Annotated in this window: 15 protein-coding genes and 1 tRNA gene; 7 read left to right on the top strand and 9 right to left on the bottom strand. The window is 64.4% G+C overall.

The annotated features are described in order from the left end of the window. Window positions 1–226: 226 nt before the first annotated feature. Together trpB and trpA are read right to left on the bottom strand one after the other, a co-directional pair. The gene (trpB, locus tag ACX938_RS13510; protein WP_459431440.1) at window positions 227–1,447 is read right to left on the bottom strand and encodes a tryptophan synthase subunit beta; all 1,221 of its coding nucleotides are present in this window, start codon (window positions 1,445–1,447) and stop codon (window positions 227–229) included. A gap of 12 nt (window positions 1,448–1,459) precedes the next feature. Beyond that, window positions 1,460–2,248: a tryptophan synthase subunit alpha gene (gene trpA, locus ACX938_RS13515; RefSeq protein ID WP_459431441.1), complete on the bottom strand. Its 789-nt coding sequence runs from the start codon at window positions 2,246–2,248 to the stop codon at window positions 1,460–1,462. Window positions 2,249–2,362: 114 nt separating this feature from the next. On the opposite strand from trpA, the gene ACX938_RS13520 reads away from it, so the two are divergent. Continuing rightward, window positions 2,363–3,265, top strand: a complete 903-nt coding sequence (locus ACX938_RS13520) for an NAD-dependent epimerase/dehydratase family protein (protein WP_459431442.1) — start codon at window positions 2,363–2,365, stop codon at window positions 3,263–3,265. Here the strand turns inward: ACX938_RS13520 and ACX938_RS13525 are convergent, their stop codons facing one another. Both ACX938_RS13525 and ACX938_RS13530 read right to left on the bottom strand, forming a co-directional pair. Further along, window positions 3,266–3,907: a hypothetical protein gene (locus ACX938_RS13525; RefSeq protein WP_459431443.1), complete on the bottom strand. Its 642-nt coding sequence runs from the start codon at window positions 3,905–3,907 to the stop codon at window positions 3,266–3,268. Between the two features lie 10 nt (window positions 3,908–3,917). Then, the gene (locus ACX938_RS13530; RefSeq protein WP_459431444.1) at window positions 3,918–4,580 is read right to left on the bottom strand and encodes a hypothetical protein; all 663 of its coding nucleotides are present in this window, start codon (window positions 4,578–4,580) and stop codon (window positions 3,918–3,920) included. A 127-nt stretch (window positions 4,581–4,707) separates the two neighbouring features. Here ACX938_RS13530 and ACX938_RS13535 point away from each other — a divergent pair, with 127 nt between their 5' ends. The 4 genes from ACX938_RS13535 (at window position 4,708) to ACX938_RS13550 (ending at window position 8,094) form a co-directional block, all read left to right on the top strand. Beyond that, window positions 4,708–6,102, top strand: a complete 1,395-nt coding sequence (locus ACX938_RS13535) for an MATE family efflux transporter (RefSeq protein WP_459431445.1) — start codon at window positions 4,708–4,710, stop codon at window positions 6,100–6,102. A 42-nt stretch (window positions 6,103–6,144) separates the two neighbouring features. After that, window positions 6,145–7,242 (top strand): redox-regulated ATPase YchF, encoded by a 1,098-nt coding sequence (ychF, locus tag ACX938_RS13540; protein WP_459431446.1) that lies wholly within the window; start codon window positions 6,145–6,147, stop codon window positions 7,240–7,242. Window positions 7,243–7,318: 76 nt separating this feature from the next. Beyond that, window positions 7,319–7,408, top strand: a tRNA-Ser gene (locus ACX938_RS13545). Between the two features lie 524 nt (window positions 7,409–7,932). After that, window positions 7,933–8,094 carry a hypothetical protein gene (locus tag ACX938_RS13550; protein ID WP_459431447.1) on the top strand — a complete coding sequence of 54 codons (162 nt, stop codon included), beginning with the start codon at window positions 7,933–7,935 and terminating at the stop codon, window positions 8,092–8,094. Between the two features lie 201 nt (window positions 8,095–8,295). Here the strand turns inward: ACX938_RS13550 and ACX938_RS13555 are convergent, their stop codons facing one another. The 4 genes from ACX938_RS13555 to ACX938_RS13570 all read right to left on the bottom strand — a co-directional run bounded on the left by ACX938_RS13555 (window position 8,296) and on the right by ACX938_RS13570 (window position 13,368). Next, window positions 8,296–9,489: an MraY family glycosyltransferase gene (locus tag ACX938_RS13555; protein WP_459431448.1), complete on the bottom strand. Its 1,194-nt coding sequence runs from the start codon at window positions 9,487–9,489 to the stop codon at window positions 8,296–8,298. Window positions 9,490–9,910: 421 nt separating this feature from the next. Next, complete coding sequence (locus ACX938_RS13560; protein WP_459431449.1) at window positions 9,911–11,275, bottom strand: phosphohexomutase domain-containing protein; 1,365 nt, start codon at window positions 11,273–11,275, stop codon at window positions 9,911–9,913. Then, on the bottom strand, window positions 11,272–12,714 hold the full coding sequence (locus ACX938_RS13565; protein WP_459431450.1) for a mannose-1-phosphate guanylyltransferase/mannose-6-phosphate isomerase: 1,443 nt from the start codon (window positions 12,712–12,714) through the stop codon (window positions 11,272–11,274). The genes ACX938_RS13560 and ACX938_RS13565 overlap by 4 nt, the downstream gene beginning before the upstream one ends. A gap of 261 nt (window positions 12,715–12,975) precedes the next feature. Further along, a complete protein-coding gene (locus ACX938_RS13570) occupies window positions 12,976–13,368 on the bottom strand; it encodes a hypothetical protein (protein ID WP_459431451.1) in 393 nt (130 codons plus the stop codon). A gap of 247 nt (window positions 13,369–13,615) precedes the next feature. On the opposite strand from ACX938_RS13570, the gene ACX938_RS13575 reads away from it, so the two are divergent. Further along, window positions 13,616–14,014: a hypothetical protein gene (locus ACX938_RS13575; RefSeq protein ID WP_459431452.1), complete on the top strand. Its 399-nt coding sequence runs from the start codon at window positions 13,616–13,618 to the stop codon at window positions 14,012–14,014. A gap of 448 nt (window positions 14,015–14,462) precedes the next feature. Here ACX938_RS13575 and ACX938_RS13580 read toward each other — a convergent pair whose 3' ends face one another. Further along, window positions 14,463–14,711: a helix-turn-helix domain-containing protein gene (locus ACX938_RS13580; RefSeq protein ID WP_459431453.1), complete on the bottom strand. Its 249-nt coding sequence runs from the start codon at window positions 14,709–14,711 to the stop codon at window positions 14,463–14,465. Between the two features lie 62 nt (window positions 14,712–14,773). Between ACX938_RS13580 and ACX938_RS13585 the strand changes: the two genes are divergently transcribed. Further along, on the top strand, window positions 14,774–15,667 hold the full coding sequence (locus ACX938_RS13585; RefSeq protein ID WP_459431454.1) for a tyrosine-type recombinase/integrase: 894 nt from the start codon (window positions 14,774–14,776) through the stop codon (window positions 15,665–15,667). Window positions 15,668–16,135: the final 468 nt, after the last annotated feature.

The raw sequence follows: 16,135 nt of genomic DNA on the forward strand, positions 1-16,135 counted from the left end.
TTCAGCGGCTTGCGGGGCGGTCTTGCCACGGGTTTGCCGCGCGGAGACCGGCGGCGGGCGCGGCGCACGGCTTTGCGTGAAAGCTTCGCTAAACGCCCGCCAAACCCGGTCTCAAAGCGCAAAAAACTGCGATAAGCGCCGCCAAAACCTTCACAAAGACAACCCCTGAAAAGCAAAACGGGCCGCAAAAGGCGGCCCGTTTGTCATTTTCGAACTTTGAACGCCCTCAGTCGAGGTCGCGCCCCAGCGCCTTGGCGACGGTGTAGATGTCCTTGTCCCCGCGGCCGCACATGTTCATGCAGATGACATGATCGGCGGGCAGCTCCGGCGCGATCTTCATCACATGGGCCAGCGCGTGGCTGGGCTCGAGCGCGGGGATGATGCCCTCGGTCTCGCAGCAGAGCTGGAAGGCCTCGAGCGCCTCGTTGTCGGTGATCGCCACGTATTGCGCGCGGCCGATGTCGTGCAGCCAGGAGTGTTCCGGCCCGATGCCCGGGTAGTCGAGCCCCGCCGAGATCGAGAAGCCCTCGAGGATCTGCCCGTCGTCGTCCTGCAGCAGATAGGTGCGGTTGCCGTGCAGCACGCCCGGGCGCCCGCCGGTCAGAGAGGCGCAGTGCTCCATCTTCTCGGTCACGCCCTTGCCGCCGGCCTCGACCCCGATGATCGAGACCTGCTTGTCGTCGAGGAAGGGATAGAAGAGCCCCATGGCGTTGGAGCCCCCGCCGATCGCCGCGATCACCGTGTCGGGCAGGCGGCCCTCGGCCTCCATCATCTGCTCGCGGGTCTCCTTGCCGATGATCGACTGGAAGTCGCGGACCATGGCCGGGTAGGGGTGCGGGCCCGCCACCGTGCCGATGCAGTAGAAGGTGTCGCGCACATTGGTCACCCAGTCGCGCAGCGCGTCGTTCATCGCGTCCTTCAGCGTGCCGCGCCCGGAGGTCACCGGCACCACCTCGGCGCCCAGAAGACGCATACGGAAGACGTTGGGCTGCTGCCGCTCGACGTCATGCGCGCCCATGTAGACCACGCATTTCAGCCCGAACTTGGCGCAGACCGTGGCGGTCGCCACGCCGTGCTGGCCGGCGCCGGTCTCGGCGATGATCCGGGTCTTGCCCATGCGGCGCGCCAGGATGATCTGGCCCAGCACGTTGTTGATCTTATGCGCGCCGGTGTGGTTCAGCTCGTCGCGCTTCATGTAGACCTTGGCGCCGCCCAGCCGCTCGGTCAGCCGCTCGGCGAAATAGAGCGGCGAGGGCCGGCCGACGTAATGCTTCCAGAGGAAGTCCATCTCGTCCCAGAAGCTCTGGTCGGTCTTGGCGTAATTGTACTGCTCCTCGAGCTCGAGGATCAGCGGCATCAGCGTCTCGGAGACGAAACGCCCGCCGAAATCGCCGAAACGGCCCTTGTCGTCGGGGCCGGTCATGAAGCTGTTCACCAGATCGGTCATTTGGGGACTCCGTCAGGAATGCGTGGCGTCGGCGAGCGAGCCCACAAAGGCCAGCACGTCGTCGAGGCTGTCGCCCCGGGCGATGCGGTCGACGATGGCCGAGCCGACCACCACGCCGTCACCCGCGGGCGCCATGGAGGCGGCGGCCTCGGGGGTCTTGATGCCGAAACCGATGACCACGGGCAGATCGGTCTGCGACTTGATGCGGGCGACCTCGGGAGAGACGTCGCCGGCCTGGGCGTCGGCCGAGCCGGTGATCCCGGTCATCGAGACGTAATAGACGAACCCCGAGGTGTTCTGCAGCACCTTCGGCAGCCGCTTGGCGTCGGTGGTGGGCGTCGCGAGCCGGATGAAGTTCAGCCCGGCCTTCTGGGCGGGGATGCAGAGCTCCTCGTCCTCCTCGGGGGGCAGGTCGACGATGATCAGCCCGTCGATCCCGGCGGTCTTGGCCTCGTCGAGGAAGCGGTCGACACCGCGCGAATAGATCGGGTTGTAATAGCCCATGAGCACGATCGGCGTCTCACCGTCGCCGGCGCGGAAGTCCCGCACGAGCTGCAGCGTCCGGTCGAGCGTCATGCCGCCCTCGAGCGCGCGCTGGCCCGCGACCTGGATCGTCGGCCCGTCGGCCATGGGATCGGTGAAGGGCAGGCCCAGCTCGATCACGTCGACGCCCGCGCCCGGCAGGCCCTGCATCACCGAGAGCGTCGTCTCGGGATCGGGATCGCCCGCCATGATATAGGCGACAAACGCCTGCTTGCCTTCCGACTTCAGCGCCGCGAACTTGGCGTCGATGCGTGTCATGCCCTACCTCGTCTTCTGACCCAGCCGGGGAAGTGCCGGAACGGGGCGGGAAAATCAATGGTTGTCGGTGCGGCCACGGGGTCGCAGGCGGCGCCGAGACGGAGGCAAGAGACAATGCGCATCGTGTTCACGGGTGGAAGCGGCAAGGCGGGGCGGCACGTGTTGCCCTATCTGCGGGATCGCGGGCACCGGATCCTGAACCTCGACCGGGTGCCGCTCGGGGCCGAGGGGATCTCCGATCTCTCGGTCGATCTGACCGACGCGGGCCAGGTCTGGGCGGCGCTGACCCAGCCGTTCGATCTGTCGGAACTGGACGGCCCGGCGCCGGGGCGCCCCGAGGCTCTGGTGCATTTCGCCGCCGTGCCGCGGATCGGGATCACCGCAGACCCCGCGCTTTTCGCCAACAACGTGACCTCGACCTACAACGTGATCGAGGCGGCGCTGGGGCTCGGCATCCGCAAGGTGATCTTCGCCTCCTCCGAGACAAGTTATGGCATCTGCTTCGCCCAGGGCGAGAAGCGCCCCGACTACCTGCCGGTCGACGAGGAGCACCCCACCGTGCCGCATGACAGCTACGCCATGGCCAAGGTCGCCAACGAGGTCACCGCGCGCAGCTTCCAGGCCCGCACCGGCGCCGACATCTACGGGCTGCGGATCAACAACGTGATCGAGCCGCATGAATACGCCGAGATGTTCCCGGCCTTCGTGGATGACCCGGACCTGCGGCGCCGCAACATCTTCGCCTATATCGACGCCCGCGACCTGGGCCTCATGGTCGAGCGCTGCCTCGCCGTCGACGGGCTGGGCTACGAGGTCTTCAACGTTGCCAACCCCGAGCCCTCGGTGGACCTCTCGATGCAGGAGATCGCCCGGCGCTATTACACCGGCGTCGAGATGCGCCGCGAGATGGGCCCGCGCGAGACACCCTACAGCATCGAAAAGGCCCGCCGGCTCCTGGGGTTCGAGCCGCCCGAGCGCTGGCGCGCCGAGCTGGCGGCGGCGGGGCAGGCGGGGTGATCATCCGTCAGGTGAAATTGAAAGCTGGTCGGTAAAGTCCAGAACATCGACCTCAAGCTGACTGTCTGATCGTTTCACAAGATCCCAACCGGACGGAACAGCTTGAGGTGCCTTCTGCAGGTCGGCTGGATCGAAGAGCAACTCAAACGAAGACTCATTTAATTGCGCGATCAAGGCGTCGGAGCTTGGGATATAAATGGTCTGTCCAGAACTATTTTTTATTGAAAATCCCGCAATTTCGCCATTTCGAGCGTAGGCGCCGGAGAACTCTGCCATTGCAAGTCCAGTTCCCACCTCTGTGCTCAGGACTGCAGAAGCCACAATTGCTTCCAGGGATATTGGGCCTACGCTACCATCACTATCGCACTCTGTTCCGTCGAAGCTGACTTCAGAGCGGAGTACTTCCAAGTTTTGGGATTTACATGTTCTAAACAGAACTTTCGGAGGATCGGTGTCTGGTAGCTCTTCTACGATGTGTCCAAGTCTTTCGTCGTCGAGACCGGATAGCCTATAGGTTCTTTGCTCTGACCTGGCGTGTAAAATTTCGTTTAGCCGTTTCGGAGTGACTGTTTTTGCCTCATCGCTAAAAGTCGGCGTGGCCAACATAAGAACAGCGCAGGAAGAAATTGAGAAGCGGAGCATTCGGAATCCCCTAGAATGTGTCGAATCTAGTAGTGATTAATCGATCAGCGTGTTTGGGAAGTCTTACCGTGTAGAAGGTTTGCGCCCGTTCAGTGTCGCTTGTTTTAACGTGGCGGATCAGGAAGATCGTTTCAGCTGTGGCTGCAAGAAATTTGTAATCCTCATAATCAAGAATCAAGTTGGACCTGTTCACTACAAGCGAGGTTTCAGTAGAATCGGGTTTGATAAGAAACGCTCGAGCATTCTTGAGCTTTGGGAAGTCAGATTTTGCCACATGTTCTCCTGAGGAGCTTGCCACAAAGTGAAGTCCTGAGACGACAATAAGGTAGAACATTGACCAAGGCAGAAGCCACGATATGCGTAGCCGTTGAACAGGTGTCGCCGTCACCTTTGCGTTGACCTCATTTGCTGAGAGTACCCCTCTGACGCAAAATACTAATAGCAGTGCTAAGCTTACTATAATGATTGGCCCCATGCGGTTTTCGCCAAACCAAAACGAAATCGCGTTCATAAGTCCTGAGAAGGCCGAGGCGTAAATGTATTGCTGGGAAAAATCCAGTTCAGTGATCGAAACTCCAAACGTACCGTAATAGGCATTCAGGTAGATGAAGCCGAAATAGTATGGCAGCGCCAGAACCACGGCTGAGAGCTCTAGGAGTTTCTGAAATTCCATCTTAAAACCAGATGTGGGGGGCCAATAGTAGCAAGGTACCACAAATCTCCCTGCGCGCGGAAGTTGCAAGGTTGAAGCGCTTCACCCGCTCTTGCCGCCGCTCCGGGGGCGGCATAAGCGGGGAGGCATGAGCCGTCATCCGACCACCCTTCCGGGCCATATGCGCGCCGTGGCGATCCTGGGCCTGCCGCTTGTCGGCGGGCACCTGGCGCAGTTCGCCATCGGGCTCACCGACACGATCATGGTGGGCTGGTACGGGGTCGAGGAACTGGCCGCGCTGACGCTGGCGCATACGGTCTTCATCGTCTTCTTCCTGCTTGGCGCGGGCTTCGCCTTCGCGGTCATGCCGATGGTGGCGAGCTATGCCGCGCAGGGCGACGAGACGCGCATCCGGCGGGTGACGCGCATGGGGCTCTGGCTATCGATCCTGTTCTTCGCGCTCTCCATGCCGGTCTTCTGGTTCTCCGGCCCGATGCTCCTCGGGCTGGGGCAGGCGGCGCCCCTGGCCGAGATGGCCCAGGACTACCTGCGGATCGCGGGCCTGGGGCTTCTGCCGGCGCTGGGGGTCATGGTGCTGAAAAGCTACCTCGCCGCGCTCGAGGAGACCCGCGCGGTCTTCCTGATCACTGCCGTCGCCGCGGTCTTGAACGTGGTCTTCAACTACGCGCTGATCTTCGGGCGGCTGGGCCTGCCCGAGCTCGGCATCCGCGGCGCAGCGCTGGCCTCGGTCCTGACCCATTGCGTGGCGCTGGCGGGGGCCATGCTCTATTCCGACCGCAAGCTGCCGGACCACGATCTTTTCGGGCGCTTCTGGGTCCCCGACTGGGAGAGCTTCCGCGCGGTCTTCCGCCTGGGCTGGCCGATCGGGGTGACGAACCTTTCCGAGGTCGGGCTTTTCGCGGCCTCGGCGGTGCTCATGGGCTGGCTCGGCACGGTGCCGCTGGCCGCGCATGGCGTCGCGATCCAGCTCGCCACCGCGGCCTTCATGTTCCACCTGGGGCTCTCCAACGCCGCCACGGTGCGGGCGGGCAATGCCTTCGGGGCAGGGGATGCGGACCGGCTCGCCAAGGGCGCCTGGGCGGCGCTGATCCTCTCGGTCGCGGCCTCTGTCCTGGCCATCGTGGTCTTCCTGACCCTGCCCGAGCTGATGATCGGCATCTTCCTCGATCCCGCCGACCCCGACCGCGCGGCGATCATCGCCGCGGGCACCGGGCTTCTGGCCATGGCGGCGCTGTTCCAGCTGGTCGACGGCGCGCAGGTCATCGCGCTGGGGCTCCTGCGCGGGGTGCAGGACGCCCGGGTGCCCATGGTCATGGCCGCCATCGCCTATTGGGCGCTGGGGCTGCCGGCGGCCTGGATCGCGGGCTTCGTCCTGCCCTGGGGCGCGGTCGGCATCTGGGCGGGGCTGGTGATCGGCCTCGGCGCGGCCTCGGTCATGCTGCTCTACCGGTTCTGGGCCCGCGCCCTGCCGACCTTCGCCGCGACCGGGCGGAGCCTTGCGCCCGAGGCGGCCCCCCACTAGAAGCGCGGCGCAGCATCCTTCACACCGAAAGGCGAGGACACTATGGGCTTTCGCATGGGTATCGTCGGGCTTCCGAATGTCGGCAAGTCGACGCTCTTCAACGCGCTGACGCGGACCGCCTCGGCGCAGGCGGCCAATTTCCCCTTCTGCACGATCGAGCCCAACGTGGGCGAGGTGGCGGTGCCCGATACGCGGCTCTACGCGCTCGCCGACATTGCCAAGTCGCGGCAGATCATTCCGACGCGGATGACCTTCGTGGACATCGCGGGGCTGGTGAAGGGCGCCTCCAAAGGCGAGGGCCTCGGCAACCAGTTCCTCGCCAACATCCGCGAGGTCGATGCCATCGCCCATGTGCTGCGCTGCTTCGAGGACGATGACGTCACCCATGTCGAAGACCGCGTCGACCCGGTGGCCGATGCCGAGACCATCGAGACCGAGCTGATCATCGCCGACATGGAGAGCCTCGAGAAGCGGCTGCAGAACATCGTCCGCAAGGTGCGCGGCGGCGACAAGGAGGCGGTCCAGCAGGAGCGCCTGATGAAGCTCGCGCTCGAGGCGCTGAACGAGGGCAAGCCGGCCCGCGTGGTGGAAGTGGCCGAGGACGACCTCAAGGCCTGGCGGATGCTGCAGCTCCTGACCTCGAAGCCTGTCCTCTACGTCTGCAACGTGCCCGAGGACCAGGCCGCCGAGGGCAACGCCCATTCCGAGGCCGTGGCGCGCATGGCCGCCGAGCAGGGCAACGCCCATGTGGTGATCTCGGCCAAGATCGAGGAGGAGATCTCCCAGCTCGAGGGCGAGGAGGCCGAGATGTTCCTCGGCGAGATGGGCCTCGAGGAGGCCGGCTTGGACCGGCTGATCAAGGCCGGCTACAACCTCCTGAAGCTCGAGACCTATTTCACCGTGGGCCCCAAGGAGGCCCGCGCCTGGACGATCCCCGTGGGCACCTCCGCGCCCAAGGCCGCCGGCGTGATCCACGGCGATTTCGAGAAGGGTTTCATCCGCGCGGAGACCATCGCTTACGACGATTACGTCGCGCTCGGCGGCGAGCAGGCCGCCAAGGACGCCGGCAAGATGCGCGCCGAGGGCAAGGGCTACGTGGTCCGCGACGGCGACGTGATGCACTTCCTCTTCAACACCTGAAGACGCCGCGGGGCGGGGGCAAAAAGGTCGGATTTTCCGCTTGTTCCCCCCGGCCCGGACCATTAGGAGGGTCCGCGGAGACGTGGCCGAGTGGTCGAAGGCGCTCCCCTGCTAAGGGAGTAGGCGGGAAACCGTCTCGAGGGTTCGAATCCCTTCGTCTCCGCCATTTTTCCTGAGAGTGGGGTGTGGGGCGTCCGCTTTGTGCGGGGCAGAGTGTTGGCTGTTGCACGCGGTTGCGGTTGTTTTTCTCGGCTCTCGGCTCTCGGCTCTCGGCTCTCGGCTCTCGGCTCTCGGCTCTCGGCTCTCGGCTCTCGGCTCTCGGCTCTCAGCTCCTCAGTCCTCAGCACTCAGGTCCTCAGCCCGTAGCCCCAGGGTCTCAGTCCGAAGCTTTTAACCCCAGACTTCAGGCTCTCAGCTCTCGTTCTTTAGCGCCCAGCTTTCAGCACACGGCACTCTGTTTGCTCTCTGGTGAGCGTTCAGTCTTCAGCGGTCCTCTCGACTTTATCCGCCTCTTCCGCTGCACTCGGAACGTTGGGCTCTGCACCCCGCGGTTCCTCTAGCACCGGTCTCAAGCCCCGCTGCGTCCCGCCGTCGCAGCCCCTCGGCATGATTTGCCGCCTCCGCGCGAGCGCTATCTCATCCTCCACGACGGCCTGTCGTTTGCCAGCCCAAACCCACGGAGGTGCAGCCATGACGGATTTCGGACCGACCCGCGACCAGCCCGAGGAGGCCCAGCCCGACGCCCCCCGCGTCCCCCACAGCGCCGAGGACATCCGCGGCCGCACCACCTCCCGCCGTGACCAGTCGGAGCATCGGCGGTTTGCCTGGCTCTATGAGGATTTGCTGGCGTGAGGAGGTGCTCTGGCCCTGACGTGCCCTGACGCCTGAAAGCGGTCGGGCAGGGGAATAAGCCTGTCTTGGCCCGGGAAGATCGCGGGACCCGAAAAAAGAAATGGCAGCGCGAGATCGCGTCTCGGCTGCCAGTCTGTTGTAGTCCCGATATGTTTTCGACATCCCTAGGTTGGGTAGGATCCAAAGCCCCGGGCGAACCGCCTACGGCGTCTCGTAGGTGCCCGACCCACCACCGTCGCGCCCGCGACGCCCAAAGCCTTCCTGCAGGCCAGAGCCAGCTCTCTGAAGCGCGTTCCGGTTGCCTCGGATCACGGGGATCAGGAGCGCGTGCAGCGCAACAAACGCCGCTCCGAAGCCTACGAAAATCAGCCAGCACATCATGACGTCGCCGTTAAAGGTGACGCCCAGCGCCACGGGGGCCGCGATGAAGGGGGCGAGCACCAAGGCGGTCAGGGGGTTGGAGACGCGCCGGTTGCCGAGGCCCAGCCAGGTGATCTCAAGCCCGCGGCGCACCACCTGGTGCAGGTGCAGCCGGTCGGGCTCCGAGACGGGCACACCGGCCATCCAGCGGCGGGTGATCGTGTGCAAGGTGTCCGCGAAGGGCCAGAAAAGCACCAGCAGCAGCGCCGGAATGGCGATCTCGGCGGAGGCCCAGGCCAGCAGGAAGGCCGTCCAGATCAGGAGGTGTCCGATGCCGTAGCTGCCGGCGTCGCCGAGGAAGATCCGCCCGAGCGGCCAATTCAGGAGCAGGAAGCCCAGGGTGGACGCACCGAGGAGGCCGGCGAAGACGGGCATAACCACAAGGCCGTCGCTCAAACCGATCAGCGCCAGGCCGGTGGCCGAGCTGAGGATGATGGTCGCCGCCAGGCCGTTCATCCCGTCCGAGAGATTCAGGGCATGGCAGAAACCGGCGGAGCAGAAGATCGAAATCCCGATCGCGACGGCCGGGTAGGCCATCAGAAAGTCCAGTCCCGGCAGGTCCGCACGCGGTACCCAGCTTTCGAGCAAGTAAACCGCGAACGCCGCCGAAATGGCTGCGGCGATCAAGCGGTTGCGCGGGCTGACGCGGTGACCGAAGTCCTCGGCCACACCCGCAACGAGCACCGGCAGAACCGAGAAAAGCACGAGCCAGACCATCGGCTCGCCACGCAGATCGCTGACCGCCAGGCCGGTCAGAAGCCCGAGGAAGATGCCGAGCCCGCCGCAACGGGGCGGGTTGCCGACGTGGGAGCTCTGCTTGGCGGAAGCGTCGTCACGATCCTTGCTGACCGGCTCGAGCCGGACGCGGAGCCAGATGAAGGCCTGTGCGAAGAAGAACCCGGCGGCCGCGGCAATCGCCAGCGCGCTCCAGTATTCGGCCAGCAGCGGCACCGCGTGGTTCGTGACCCAAGACATTCGTAGCTCCACCCAAAATTCTTGCCGGAAAAATAACCTGGCGTTCAATTGCGCGCTTCAACTCAGGATTGCAAGTCACAGGATAACAAAAGGCTACAGGATCTTTCGATCCCGTCGCACAGCGTGGTGCTTAATCAGCAACCACGGCCCACACCCTTTGCCTCCCGACCCTTGGTTGTCGCAGCGGCACCTCGGCAAACTAGCAAGTCGTTCAACAGTTGTCAGCCTATTGTGAAGACACGACGACAATGGCGCCTTTGCGATGCGTAATTTTTTGGCAGGCGTCGGGCTGCATCCTGTGCTCGGAGCGCGCTCGAACGGCGCGGCCGGTTGCCTTCCGGAGAGGGCAGGGAGCACAGGACGGTCCCTTGGGAGGGCGCCGCGCGTCGCTTTTAAAGCGAGTGCGGCGCCCGGATTGACCCTACGTCAATAACCCTTTGATCTTCTTCACCCCTTCCTCCACCAGCCCGGCGTCCCCGCGGGCCTCGACGTTCAGCCGCACGATCGGTTCGGTGTTGGAGGAGCGCAGGTTGAAGCGCCAGTCGCCCATGTCGATGCCGAGGCCGTCGGTCTCGTCCACGCCCTCCGCGCGGGGCTCGAACGCGGCGCGCACGCGGGCGATGGCGGCCGCCGGGTCGGGCAAGGTGAAGTTGATCTCGCCCGAGGAGGGGAAGGCGGATTTCCGCGCTTCGACCAGCGTGGCGAGCGGTTTTCCGGCGCTCACGAGCTCGGCGACAAGCAACAGGGGAATCATCCCCGAATCACAGAAGCAGAAGTCGCGGAAGTAGTGATGGGCCGACATCTCACCGCCGTAGACCGCGTTCTGGTCGCGCATCACCTGTTTCACGAAGGCATGGCCGGTGCGCGCCTGCACGGCCTGGCCACCGGCGCGGGCGACCACGTCCTGGGTGTTCCAGATGATCCTCGGGTCGTGGATCACCGTGGCGCCGGGGGTCTTGGCCAGGAAGGCCTCGGCCAGGAGGCCCACGACGTATTCCCCGTCGATGAAACTGCCCTCGTGGTCGAAGAAGAAGGCGCGGTCGAAATCGCCGTCCCAGGCGACGCCGAAATCGGCGCCCGCGGCGCGAACCGCCTCGGCGGTGGGCGGGCGGTTCTCGGGCAGGAGGGGGTTGGGGATGCCTTGGGGGAAACTGCCGTCGGGGGCGTGGTGCATCCGGGTGAAGCGCAGGGGCGCGCCCAGGGCCTCGAGCCGCGCGGCCAGGGCGTCGAAGGTCGGCCCGGCGGCGCCATGGCCCGCGTTGATCAGGATCGTCAGGGGCTTCAGGGCGGAGAGATCGACGAAGGACAAGACGCGGGCCACGTAGGCCAGCCGCGCCTCCTCGGCGACGTCGCGGCGCCGGCCACCCTCGGTTATGCTCCCCCAGTCGTCGGCCTCGGCCAGGGCGCGGATCCGCGCCAGCCCGCTCGCGGCATCGAGCGGCGCCGAGCCCGCGCGCACCATCTTCATCCCGTTGTAATCCATCGGGTTGTGCGAGGCGGTCACGCAAAGCCCGCCGTCGGCGTCGAAATGCGAGGTGGCGAAATACATCTCCTCGGTGCCCGAAAGCCCGAGGTCGAGCACCTCGCAGCCCTCGTCGACCAGTGCCTCGGTCACCGCCGCGGCCAGCTCCTCGGAGGAGGCCCGCACGTCGCGGCCCACGACCACCCGCCGCGCCGAGAGCGCCCGGGCGAAGCCGCGCCCGATCCGGTAGGCGATGCCCGCGTCGAGATCGACGCCGAGCCGCCCGCGCACGTCATAGGCCTTGAAGCAGGTGAGCGTGCTCATCCCTTGGCTCCCTGGCCGCGGGCGTAGACATCCTCGTAGCGGATGATGTCGTCCTCGCCGAGGTAGCTGCCGGTCTGCACCTCGATCAGCACCATCGGCAGCTTCCCGGGGTTCTCCATCCGGTGCACCGCGCCGAGCGGGATGTAGACCGACTGGTTCTCGGTCACCAGCGAGACCTCCCCGTCGATGGTCACCTTGGCGGTGCCCTGGACCACGATCCAGTGTTCTGACCGGTGGTGGTGGCTTTGCAGCGACAGCGCCGCGCCGGGGTGCACCACGATGCGCTTCACCTGGAAGCGGCTGCCGGTGACCAGGCTTTCGAACCAGCCCCAGGGCCGGTGGTCGATCGGGAATTCGGTGGCCTGTTTGACCTGCCGCGCCTTGAGCGCGGTCACCGCCTCCTTGACCCGCTGGGCCTCGGACTTGTGGGCCACCAGCACCGCGTCGTCCATGGCGACCGCGATGATGTCCTCGAGCCCGATGCCGACCAGTTCCTGGCCCGGCGTGTCGGCGCGCAGGAGCGTGTCGCGGCAGTCGATGGCCGTGGCGCCCTCGGTGGTGACATTGCCGGCCTCGTTGGGGCCCGCCTCGAGCCAGACCGCGTCCCAGCCGCCGAGGTCCGACCAGGCCGCGCCATAGGGCATGACCGCGAGGTTGTCGGCCTTTTCCATGATCGCATAGTCGATCGAGATGTCCTCGACCGCGGCCCAGGGCCCGGGCGCGAGCCGGGTGAAGCCGAGGTCGGTCTCGGCCTCGCTGACCGAGGGCTCCACCTGCGCCAGAAGGGCGGGGGCATGGCGGCGGTAGGCCTCGATGATGGCCTTGGCGGAGAAGAGGAAGATACCGGCGTTCCAGAGGAAGGCGCCGTCCTCGAGCATCTCGGCGGCGCGGCCCGCGTCCGGTTTCTCGACAAAGCGCGAGAGCGGCTGCGGGCAGGCGGCCGTGCTGTCCGCGCCGGGCGCGAGCTCGAGATAACCATAGCCGGTCTCGGGCCGGGTCGGGGTGATGCCGAAGGTGACGAGCTGCCCGGCGCGGGCGGCGGGCTCGGCGGCCGCGATGGCCGCCCGGAAGCCCTCCGCATCGCGGATCACATGGTCCGAGGGCGCCACCAGCATGAGCGCCTCGGGATCCCGGTCCGCGAGCCAGAGCGCCGCCGCCAGCACCGCGGGCGCGGTGTTGCGTCCGTCGGGCTCGATCACGATCCCCTGCGCCTGCTGCTCCACCGCGGCGAGCTGCTCGGTCACGATGAAGCGAAAGTCGTTGGCGGTGAGGACAACGGGGGCGGCGAAGTTCGGGCCGGAGAGGCGCCGGGCGGAGGCCTGGAAGAGGCTTTCGTCGTCCACCAGGCGCACGAACTGCTTGGGATAGGATTTGCGCGACAGCGGCCAGAGCCGGGTGCCGGAGCCGCCGCAGAGGAGAACGGGGGTGATGGAGGGCATGAAATCTCCTTGGGTCCAAAGCGTTGATCTTGTCTGCGGATTGAGCCCTCAAGGCGGGCAAAAACAGCCTCTGGGAGAGACCGGGTCCGTTTCGAGAAAACGCCTGCACGGTAGGCCCACAGCACTGTCTGCGCAACGCACCGAGTTTGTCCCGCGGCGACATATTGGTCGCCGCGGGAGTTTGTGGATTTCGTCGTGGCAAAGAGCACGTCGGGGGCAGCGCGAAAGCGCCTGCCCCCGACAAGAGTATGAGTGGCGAAGTTACAATGCTGCACGCTGCCCGGCATTCGGAGCAGGGTTATCCGCTTGGACAGCACGGGCATAGAGCAGAAGAGCCCGGCGCCTTGCCGTCTCTGCTTCGCGGCGGTACCGGGCGAGGAGGTCGGCTCGACGCCAGAATGCTGCTTCCTGCGCAGCGACAACCCGCCCGGCGATATCGGGCGCATCCGATAGAACGATTTCGCGCAAGGCCTCCACACTCAACACATCCTGGGCAACAGGGGCAAAAATTTCGCCGCCCTGCGCCCGGATTTCAGCATGAGAAAAACGTCCGAACAGATGCGCGCGCTCTGCCGCTGTTGCGCGCTCAACCCGCGCTTCGGCTTCGGCCCAGACATATGCCAGCCGGTGCACCTCATTTGTGACATGGCTCACCCGTGTTTGCCGTGGGTTGCCGAGGATCAACCGATACTGTGCCAGCGCATCATTGGGGCAGACGGGCGCCGTCAGCCCGTGACGACGCGCAGTCTGCGCAGGGCCATGGGCTGCGGGCGGCGCCTGCGATCTGGCGTTGCGCGCTTTAGCCGAAGCGTGCGCTCCGCGAGGCCGAAACGCGCAGAATCTCGTAGTCTTCGAAGAGCTCATTGCGGCGCTTTATGAGACCAGAGATCCGACTCTGGTGATGCGCGAATGGTTCTGCCAGTGCGTCATGCGCGCGGGCGAACGGCTCAACCTGCGTTACAGCGAGCGCCAGCAAGGCGTCCAGAGCTGTTTTGCGGGCATCAGGATCCTCCGAAAAGAGTGCCTGGGCTTCCGCATGGGCGGTCGGATTGGCGTCTCACTCAACTGTATTGATGGCACCTTGCGCAAAAAGCCCGGCGGCAAAATCCTGCGCTTTAGAGACCAGATACGCATCGAACATGCGCAGGTGCTGTTTGAGCTCGATCTAAAGGCCGGCGATCTCCTGGGCGCGCCGCATCTCAAGCGCGCTCCGCGGTTGCAGCGTCTCGATCATGGCCGGGCGAACTTCCTCGAGCGTTTTCTGGCCATTTGCAAGAACGGCGTTGGCCAGTTGGATTAACGGGTCGGGCGGAGTTGTTTTCTTAGTAGCCATGGCTAAGCACCTTTTTCCTTCGAGAACTACCGAGGGATCACCGTGCGAAGGCCAGCCAGCGATGCCCGCTGAGCTGACATGCGCTACACCAAGGCAAGCGCCTGAGGTGGGAAAAGCGCCAAGCGCAGGGACGGCTACGCTTGTCCTGGCCGAACTTGCTGTGCGCAATGCTATTGCATGAACAACTGGGCTTCTGACCACGGTGTGCCTCTTGTCACAATGCAGAGGCACGAGCGGATGCGCGATCACCTCCGCAAAAGCGGATTCGATCCAAGCACATCCTGCGCATTGGGTGGTCAACGGATACTATATCTCGTGCCAAGAGGTCAATGGCATTGGCAGATCGTACGACAAGACGACCTCTCGGGGGTATAAGAATGCTGTGCCAGCGCGTACTCGAGGTTAAAGTGCGCGACTACATGTTCGAGCCATATATTCGAATGCCAGGCCCCTCATCCGGGCTACCGACGAAAACAATACCCGCCGCTTCGAAACAACTGCGCAGCGTCTCGAGATTGTTCTTGCGCGACTTGGGCAGCCCTTGGGCTACTGCTTCGTAGCGCACAATCGTTGCCGAGCCGACGCCCGTTGCATCGGCGAGATCCTGCACGCTCCAATTCAAGGCGGCACGCGCGGCGCGAATCTGTTGTCCCGTGATTGACATAGCGTTAGTTATGATCAATCATTTATCATAATTGGTGCGGTTGACCATCGGAGGACAGTAACGTGTTGGATTGGAAATTGGCATTGGAGGCTCTCGATGGGGCATATTCAGATGCCACGATGCGGGCCTATGCCAATGATGTGCAAGCCTATGTGTCCTGGTGCGACGAGACGGTGTGCGATCCCTTCCCGGGCAGCGTGGCACAGATCTGCGCGTTCCTCGAAGACCAAGGGCGGGACAAAGCGCCCTCAACGGTGCGTCGGCGTCTCTATGCCATCCGAAAAGTGCATCGTTTGCTCCACCTCCCCGATCCAACGCAAGACGAAGCGATTAACCTGGCGTTCCGGCGCGTGCGGCGCGCCAAACCGGTAAGACCCAAACAGGCGCGTGGTTTGAATGCCTTCGATCTAGAGCGGTTTCTGGCGGTCCAACCCAATACGCCCTGGGGTTTGCGCAACGGAGCAATGCTGGCGCTCGGATATGAGCTCATGACCCGCCGCTCGGAATTGATTGCCTTGCGCGATCCCGATCTTGAACCGCGCTCCGATGGTACGCTCCGGGTGCTGATCCGCCGCAGCAAAGCCGACCAGGAGGGGCAGGGGCGTCTGGCCTCCACGTCGGTCGCCACAGCCGAACGTGTTCGCGCCTGGCAGGATTGGCGCGGTTCCGTCACCGATTGGCTGTTCTGCCCTATCTATCAAGATCACCCGATCGATCGCAGTTTGAGCGACACCACGGTCAAGACCGTCATAAAGACGGCTGCGAAACGTGCGGGGTGTCCGCCCGAGGAGGTCCGAGCCTTCAGCGGGCATTCCATGCGGGTCGGCGCCGCGCAGGATTTGCTCAAACGCGGCTTTGACACGCCAGCCATCATGCGGGCCGGCGGCTGGAGATCAGTCTCTGTTCTTGCGCGATACCTGGAAGTCGCTGAGCAGAATGTCTGGGAGACGCGATGAAATCAGACGGGCCCGGACCCAGGCCCCGAAGCATGTTGCGCCAAAAAAGGCTGACGCTTTGACGAAGGGGCGTGTTGGAACGTAAAACGTCCTCGCAGAGATCTGCAAGGGCGTTTCAGCGGACTCGTTCCAATAACAATCCGTTTAGGTGCGCGGCTTAGGAGGCCGCCCCGGTTCGAAAAGGCAGCTTCTCGGTCGTCCGGCCTCACATTGCTGTTTTGGCATCATGATGTATGGCCTGCTGCCGGTTTCGTGGACAGCGGGTTAGGTTTGCACTGCTCGACGCCAAAGAGGGCGATACGATCTACGCGGTCCGTACAGATGACGGGTGACCTGCTCCCCTGAAAAATCCGCGGTTTGAAGTTAGCCTGTTCTCCAAACGAGGAGACAGACGATGCGGAAAAGCCGTTTCAGCGAAGAGCAGATCATTGGCATCCTGAAGGAGCACCAGGCCGGCATAGGGGCCAA

The sequence above is a fragment of the Roseivivax sp. genome (assembly GCF_054552075.1).